General features: G+C 69.8%; 7 protein-coding genes. All 7 read right to left on the reverse strand.

The window, feature by feature from the left end:
• Nucleotides 1–969: polysaccharide biosynthesis/export family protein (locus WCZ84_RS13085; RefSeq protein WP_372686719.1), on the reverse strand; the 969-nt coding region annotated here is incomplete at its 3' end.
• A 46-nt stretch (nt 970–1015) separates the two neighbouring features.
• Entirely contained in the window at nt 1016–1603 is a 588-nt protein-coding gene (locus WCZ84_RS13090) for a hypothetical protein (protein ID WP_372686720.1), read from the reverse strand.
• Nucleotides 1600–2355 (reverse strand): hypothetical protein, encoded by a 756-nt coding sequence (locus WCZ84_RS13095; protein ID WP_372686721.1) that lies wholly within the window; start codon nt 2353–2355, stop codon nt 1600–1602. The genes WCZ84_RS13090 and WCZ84_RS13095 overlap by 4 nt, the downstream gene beginning before the upstream one ends.
• Nucleotides 2352–4499, reverse strand: a complete 2148-nt coding sequence (locus tag WCZ84_RS13100; RefSeq protein WP_372686722.1) for a YjbH domain-containing protein — start codon at nt 4497–4499, stop codon at nt 2352–2354. The genes WCZ84_RS13095 and WCZ84_RS13100 overlap by 4 nt, the downstream gene beginning before the upstream one ends.
• Nucleotides 4500–4692: 193 nt before the next feature.
• The gene (locus WCZ84_RS13105; RefSeq protein WP_372686723.1) at nt 4693–4998 is read right to left on the reverse strand and encodes a hypothetical protein; all 306 of its coding nucleotides are present in this window, start codon (nt 4996–4998) and stop codon (nt 4693–4695) included.
• A gap of 29 nt (nt 4999–5027) precedes the next feature.
• Complete coding sequence (locus tag WCZ84_RS13110; protein WP_372686724.1) at nt 5028–7046, reverse strand: polysaccharide biosynthesis protein; 2019 nt, start codon at nt 7044–7046, stop codon at nt 5028–5030.
• Nucleotides 7036–7752 (reverse strand): DegT/DnrJ/EryC1/StrS family aminotransferase (locus tag WCZ84_RS13115; protein WP_372686725.1); only part of this gene is annotated, 717 nt, incomplete at its 5' end. The genes WCZ84_RS13115 and WCZ84_RS13110, both read right to left, overlap by 11 nt.

Here is a 7752-nt window from a genome sequence, read left to right on the forward strand (position 1 = left end):
ATTCAGGCCGCCCGCGTCGCTGATCGCCTCGGACAGGCTGTAGTCGCCATAGGGCAGCAGCACGGACTGCGGCTTCTCGACCTCGCCCAGCACGAAGACCTTGTTGTAGCGCGTCTCGGGCACGTCGATCACGTCGCCGTCCTGCAGCAGCACGTTCTGCGTCAGGTCGCCGCCCCGGTACAGGGCCTCGAGGTCGAGGGGCTCGACCACGCCGGACATATGCGTCAGGCGCGCCAGGCGCAGGTCGGCCTGATCGGTCAGCCCGCCGGCCTGGGTCACCAGGTCGGTCACGTACAGCGGGATGTTGGTGATGGGCTGCGGCCCCGGAGTCTTGAACTGGCCCACCGCGTAGGCGCGCCGGCCCTGGTATTTGAGCACCGACACGTCCACCTGCGGTTCGGTCAGGTATTCGGCCAGGCGGTTGGCCATTTCGCGGCGGATGGTTTCCACCGAGCGCCCGGCGGCCTTCACACGGCCGATGTACGGGTAATAGAAATAGCCTTTTTCATCCACCACGCGGCCGGAGAGCTCGAGGCTCAGCTGCCCGGCGGGGTTGTTCAGCTCGGGGTGGTTCCAGACCGTCACGTTGAGCACGTCGCGCGGGGCCACGTAATACTGGTAGGTCTGGGCGGGCGTACTGCGCACTTGGGCGTCCGTGCGCGCCCGCGCCAGCTCGCGTGCCGCGTCGAACTCTTGCGCCTGCTGGTGCACCACTTGCGGCGTGATGGTGTGCACGTCGACCTGCGCAAGCACGTCTTCATCGAGCGTTCCGCTGCTGGTGGGCCGCTCGCCCTGCGCCCCCAGGTACATGCCGGTACAGCCGCTGAGCAGGGCCATCGGCAGCAGCCAGGCCGCCAGACGCAGCCAGGCGGCCCGCGGGCGGGCCGGGCGCCCGGGCGCGCGCGGCACCGGGCGGGCGGGCGCGCCGTGGGCGGGCGTGAAGTCGAAGTAGGGATCTGAGGTCGGCATGGCAGGCAGTTTCATGGCAGTGGACGGATTCGGACAGGATTCAGGGCTAAGAGCCGTCAGGCGCCGCCCCAGGGGGCGTCGGGCCTGCGGCCGCGGAATCGGGGGGTGTCGGGCAATCGGGGGGTGTCGGGCCGGCGGGCGCCTGGCGGGCGGATGCCGCCCCGGAAGGCATCGGCAACAGGCCGGCCTGCAGCAGACGCTCGACCCACAGCGCGCACGAGGCCTGCATTTGCGGCCATTGCTGTGCAAACACGTCGGCCGACGCGTGCAGCGGGTCGGGGATGTCGGCGCCGTCTTCCCAGTGGCGCAGCACAAAGCATTTGCCGCCCGCCTCGGGGTGCAGCTGCTGCACGCGCTGGCGGTGGCGGGCTTCCATTACCAGCACCACCACGGCCTGGCGCAGCTCGACCGGGTTCACCTGGGCCGAGCGCTTGTCGTCGGACAGCGGCAGGCCGTGGTCCAGCGCCGTGGCGCGGGCAAACGGGTGCGGCGGGCGGCCTTCGGGGGCCGCCAGCCCGCGCGAGACCACGTCGGCCTGCACGCCGCGCGCGGCCAGGGCCTGGCGCATCAGCGCCTCGGCCATGGGGCTGCGGCAGATATTGCCCGTACAGAGGATGAGGATGAGCGGCGTCATGAGGCCGGCTCCCCGCAGGGGCGCCAGTCGGTCATGACTTCCCAGCGCGGGTTCAGTTGCGGATCGGGCGAACGGCGCAGCACCGGGCTGCCGTCATCCAGGCGCACCTGGATGCGGTCATCGGCCACCGCCAGCACCACGCCCTGGGCGCGGTGGCTGGGGCTGGCGCCCTGGGTGCTGGTCGAGCACACGCGCAGGCCCACCTGGCCCAGCACCGCGGCCAGGTCTTCGAACGCGCGCTTGCGGCGCGTGGCCGTGGGTGTGCCCTCACCCAGCGGCCGGCCGGCGTGCCACTGGGTGGTGAAGCGGTCGCCCGACGGAAAGAAAATGTAGGTGCCGTCGCCCTCGCGGCGGTCATTCGCCCAGTGGCCCTGGTAGACGTCGCCGCGCCAGGGCGACTGCGGGCCGTATTCGTAGCGGCCCTCGCCGTTGCGCATGTCGGCGCGCCAGCCGCCCGTGTAACCGTCGCCATTGGCAAACAGCTTCACGCCCTGGCCGGATTTCTGCCCGGCCTCGAAACCGCCGCGATACCAGGCGCCCGAGGCCCCGCGCGCCACGCCCTGGCCGTGCGCCAGGCCATCCTGGCAGCCGCCCTGGTACGTGCCCTGGAGTTCGGGATCCAGCACGCGGCACGGCGCGCCCGCGCCGCCGGCCGCCGCGGTTTCAGCGGCTTCGGCCGCCCCGGTGGCGCCCGCCAGCGCCAGGCACAGGGCCAGCCCGCCCGCGCGCAGCATGCGCAGCGGCCCGCTCATGGCGTGTCCTCTTGGGGCAGGTCGGCAAAGCCGCGCAGGCCATCGCCATCGGTGACATCGTACAGCCAGCCGTTGTGCACGAATTCGTACAGATCCATGGGCGACTGCACCATCTGGCCCACGTCGCGGTTCCAGGGCGAAAGCGACAGGAATGCGTTGGCGCTGGTATCGGCGGTCGCCATCGTGCCCAGCGGGATGCGCATGAACACGCCCTTGTCGTAGTACGGATGGCCCGGGCTGCCGGGCGAAGTGATGTCATCGCCATTGGTGCGCGTATACCACAGCCCCACCTGGATGCCCGACTTGAAGCGGCGCTGCACTTCGAGGCGCGCGCCCACGTCGCCCGCCAGGAAGCGCCCGGCGCGCACGGTGGCCGTGACGCCGTCGAACCACGGCAGGCGGTAATGCGCCGCCGCCAGCGCGGTGACGGTGTTGTACGACAAAAAGCCCGTGCCCTTGTAATCGCGCTGGCGCACCCAATCGACGGACAGATCGAACGCCCAGCGCCCGCCCGGCGTCAGGTACAGGGCCTGGCCGCCCACCCCGCCGAACATTTCTTCATACAGGCCGGTAGAGGCGCGCAGGTACACGCGCGGAGCCGGCTGCCACAGCTTGTTGATGAGCAGCTGCTCGATCTTGAAGCGCGAGGCCTGGCGATACTTGGCCAGATCCGAGCGCACGTGGTGCAGGGTCGAGTTGGATTCTTGGCGGATATCGCTGACGTTTTCCCAGAGCGACTGGCGCACCCCGCCCGTGAACCAGAAACCGTGCGACAGATTGATGTTGGCCTGGGCGTAGACGCCCACGTCGTATTTGAAGGCGCCGCTGGGGTCGTTGACGATGGCGCGCATGGACGGGCCGATCTCGAAACTGGTGCGATCGGGGGTTTCGAGCGCCCAGCGCCCCAGGCCAAAGGTTTGCCGCAGCCCGCCGCCGCGTTCGAGCGCCAGCGCATCGAGCGTGGCGTCCAGATCATTGGCGCGCGCCGCCGCGCTGATGCCGCGCGGGTCGGCGTAGCTGACGGTGACCGCATTCTGCAGCGCCGAGCGGCCCGCCGTACCGGCCAGGTAGCGCTCGAGCACAGGCACGTCGAAAAACGTCCAGGTGAGCCCGGCCACCCCGCGGTCTGTCCATGTGACCTGGATCTCGCGCGTTTCCCAGGGCGCGTAGGCCAGCACCAGGCGCACCACCCGGCCCACCCCGCGCGAGGGCGATTGGTAGCGGCTGCTAGAGACCGAGATCGCCATCACCCCGTCGCGCCAGGCCAGGCGCACCTCGCGCAGGCCCTCGGCGTGCAGCGCCGAGAGCAGCCCCTGGCGGTAGCGGCGGTCTTCTTCCCACATGCGCGCGCTGGGGCGCGGCGCGGGGCTGGCCCAGGCGCCGTCGGCAAACGGCCCGGCCTCGGCGGTCTTGGCCGTCCAGTAGCGCGCGTTCAGCGGGAAGGTGAAAAAGGCGTTGAAGGCGTTGCGGTCTCCTTGGCGGCTGGCCTGCAAGGTAAGCGGCCCCCAGGTGTATTCCAGCCCCACGCCCCACTGCCCGGTGCGCCGCTGGTCCAGCCCGGTGACCGCCGCGCTGGGGTCTTGCCGGTAGCGGGTGGCGTCGTACTCGGCCACCAGCGCCCACGAAGGCAAGGCATCGAGCTTGAGACGCGCGCCGCCGAACACGCCATCGATGCGCTGGCGGCCATAGCCCAGGGTAGCATCCACGTAGCCCACGCCGCGCAGGGGCAGGCGCTTGGTGGCCGCCACGAACTGACTCTTGAAGAGCTGCGTGCCGTGGAAGTCTTCGTAGCCCACGGCGATTTCGGGCATCCAATCCAGCCCCAGGCCGCCTTCGGGCATGAGGCGCAGCTTGACGCCGGCGGACTTGTCTTTGAGCGTGCCGTAGTCATCCGACAGCGCTTTCGTGCCACGGATGGACGTATAGCGGCCGCTGAGCTGCAGCCAGGGCATGGCCTGCAGCACCGCATAACCCGTGTCGTAGGGGTCGCTGTGGCTATAGCCCAGATACAGATTGCCATCGGGCGCCATGCGCCCGGACGGCATGTTGAGCAGCCCCGTAAGCCCCATGGTGGTGGGGGAATCGGCCCGCGCCGGCGCGGCCGGCCCGGCGGCCAGCCCCAGGGCGACCAGACACAGTACCACCAGCGCTGGCTGGCAGGCGCCCCTTGTTGTTCGACCGCACTTCAGCCCACCTGCGACCATGACGCCCGTATTGACCCGATACTAAAGAAAAGAAAAAGACAAGACCACAGGCCGGGCCCAGCGCCACGGCCTGCCTATGAACGGATCGCCCCGGCTGCCGCCGGGGGCCCCGCCTGAAAACCCGGGGATGCCGTCAGTGGTGCGAGGTGCTGGACGAACCACCACCGCCGCCCCCGCCGCCGGCTGCCGCGGCCACGACGCCGCCCAGCACCACGGCCCCCACCACGACCTGCGTGGCGGTGACGCCGGCGACCAGGCCGGAGCCCACCCCGGCATCGGCCGCACCGCCGGCCGCGCCGCCGGCTGCGGTTTGCTGCGTGCCGCCTGCTTGCGCGCCGCTGCCCGGATTATTTTGTTGCGCAGCGGGATTTTGCTGCGCAGCCACACCCGTGGCAAACGCCACCGATGCCAGCGCCAACAGCCATTGTGAATATTTCATTACGCCCCCTGGTAACAAATTAGTTACACTCATCGTTTAGTGTACACGAGATCCTTACCGGTGTCTGTGCGGGAAGTGCCGACTGTTTCTCTGTTTGTTTCAGGCATTGGCCCCGCCAATAGTGTGTCACGCGCAAGCCTTGCCGGCGCCGGGCGATACCCGGCCACCCACTGCTGCAGCTGCAGGCGCACCTCGGCGTCGCCCCGGGGCCGTGGGTGCGTCAGCCAGGCCTCGGCCCGGGCCAGCAGCCCTTCGGGCACCGGTTCGGGCCGCGCGATGTGCAACTTGGGGTGCGGCGTGCGAAAGACCTTCTCGCTGTCGGCCAATACCTCTTCGTAGAGCTTCTCGCCCGGGCGCAGGCCGGTGAACTGGATGGCGATCTCGTCCAGCGTATGGCCCGACAGCTTGATCATGTTGGACGCCAGGTCCACGATCTTCACCGGCTCGCCCATGTCGAGCACAAAGAGCTCGCCGCCCTGGCCCATGGCGGCGGCCTGCAGCACCAGCTGCGCGGCCTCGGGGATAGACATGAAATAGCGCGTGATCTCGGGGTGCGTCACCGTCACCGGGCCACCGGCGCGGATCTGCTGCTCGAACTTGGGGATCACGCTGCCCGCGCTGCCCAGCACATTGCCAAAGCGCACGATCTGCATCCGCGTGCGCGGCCCCGCCATCGGCCCGACGCCCTGGGCCGCCAGCTCTTCGCACAACATCTCGGCCAGGCGCTTGCTGGCCCCCATCACATTGGTGGGGTTGACCGCCTTGTCGGTGGAGATCAGCACGAAGCGCTCGGCCCCGCAGGCGCGCGCAGCGCGCGCCGCCACCAACGTGCCCCAGGCATTGTTGCGCACCGCCGACCAGCTATTGTGCACCTCCATCATCGGCACGTGCTTATAGGCGGCCGCGTGGAACACCAGCTGCGGGCGCCAGCGCGCAAACACCGCCTGCATCGCGGCCTGGTCCTTGACATCCACGGTCAGCGGCACGATGGCGATCTCGGGGCGGTGCGTGGCGAACCATTGCTGGATGCCGTACAAGGCGAACTCGCCCGCATCCAGCAACACCAGCTGACGCACGCCAAAGCGGGCCAGCTGGCGGCAGAGCTCGCTGCCGATCGAACCCCCTGCGCCGGTCACCAGCGCGCGCCGGTCTGCCGCCATGGCCTGAATGGGCCCCAGGTCCAGCCGGACGGCATCGCGCCCCAGCAAATCTTCGGCGCGCACCGGGCGCATCGCGTTGATCGCCACCCGCCCGGTCAGCAGCTCGGACAGCGACGGCACCGTGGTCAGCCGCGCGCCCGCCTGCAGCGCCGCCTCGGTGATGCGGCGCACCCCCTGGCTGCTCGCCGACGGCATGGCCAGGATCACGTCGTGCGCGTCATGGGTCTTCAGCAGCATCGGCAGCTCTTCGGTGCCGCCCACCACCCGCACCCCCGAGAGCTCCAGCCCCCACTTGCCGCAGTCATCGTCCACCAGCGCCACCACCTGCCAGCGCGGGCTGGTCACCAGCTGGCGCAGCAGCGCCGCCCCCGCCGTGCCGGCGCCCACGACCACCACCGGCCGGCGCGATTGCCGGTCTGTCGCACGGCGCTGCTGCAGCTGCGCCTCGCGCCACATGCGCCAGGCGATGCGCCCGCCCGCCATGAGGGCGATCAGCAGCAGCGGATACAGCACCACGAAAGAGCGCGGGATCAGGCGCCCGGTGGGCACCAGCAGCACGTACACCATCATGGCCACGAAGGACACGAACACCACCTTGATCAGGCGGCGCAGGTCCGTCAGGCTGGCAAACGCCCACATGCCCCGGTACAGGCCCATCGCCTGGCAGGTGACCAGTTGCACCGGCAAGAGCGCCGCCAGGCCGATCCAGATCGCCTCGTCCAGGTACGCGGGCCACTCGAAATTGAAGCGCAGCAGCACCGCGCCCACCCAGGCCAGGACCACGGCGAGCAGATCGTAGAAAAAGACCAGCAGCGACCGCACGGAGCGCAGGTCGTGCCAGCGCGGCGCCATGGGCCGCGGAACGTCGCCCGCCCGTCTATGTGGCATCGCGCATCACTTCGGCCAATACCCGGCAGGTTTTCTGGATGTGTTCATCTTGCAGCGTGGGGTGCACCAGGAACATCAGGCTGGTCTCGCCCAAGGCCCGGGCCACAGGCAGGCGCTGCGGGGGGCGCCAGCCCGTGCCGTCGAACGCCTTTTCCAGGTAGACCTCGGAACAGGAGCCGGTATAGACGGGCACCCCGGCCGCCTGGATGGCCGCCACGATGCGGTCGCGCGACCAGCCCGGCGCCAGCTGTTCGGGCCGTACGAACACGTAGGCCTTGTAGGCCGCATGCTGGACGTCGTCAGGGCACTCGGGTACGCGCAGGCCCGGCAGCGCGCGCGCCGCTTGCCAGATCGCCTGCGCGTGCGCCTGGCGCTGCGCCGTCCAGCGCGCCATGCGCTGCAGCTGGATGCGGCCGATGGCGGCCTGCACCTCCGGCATACGCCCATTGGTGCCAAAAGACTCGTGCAACCAGCGAAAACCCGGCGGGTGCTCGCGTGCATGAACCGCATCCCACGACTTGCCGTGGTCCTTGTAGGCCCACATGCGTTTCCACAGCGTGGTGTCGTCCGTGGTGACCATACCGCCCTCACCCGCCGTGGTCATGATCTTGTCCTGGCAGAACGACCAGGCCCCCACGTGGCCAATGGAACCCACCGCGCGCCCCTTGTAGCGCGCCCCGTGCGCCTGGGCGCAGTCCTCGATCAC

The sequence above is a fragment of the Castellaniella sp. genome, assembly GCF_041675725.1.
GTDB lineage: Bacteria > Pseudomonadota > Gammaproteobacteria > Burkholderiales > Burkholderiaceae_B > Castellaniella.

Excerpts from the sequence above, each read along its gene's own strand:
- WCZ84_RS13090 (WP_372686720.1), bottom strand. The coding sequence starts at position 1,603 with ATGACGCCGCTCATCCTCATCCTCTGTACGGGCAATATCTGCCGCAGC.
- WCZ84_RS13095 (WP_372686721.1), bottom strand. The coding sequence starts at position 2,355 with ATGAGCGGGCCGCTGCGCATGCTGCGCGCGGGCGGGCTGGCCCTGTGC.
- WCZ84_RS13105 (WP_372686723.1), bottom strand. The coding sequence starts at position 4,998 with ATGAAATATTCACAATGGCTGTTGGCGCTGGCATCGGTGGCGTTTGCC.
- WCZ84_RS13110 (WP_372686724.1), bottom strand. The coding sequence starts at position 7,046 with ATGCCACATAGACGGGCGGGCGACGTTCCGCGGCCCATGGCGCCGCGC.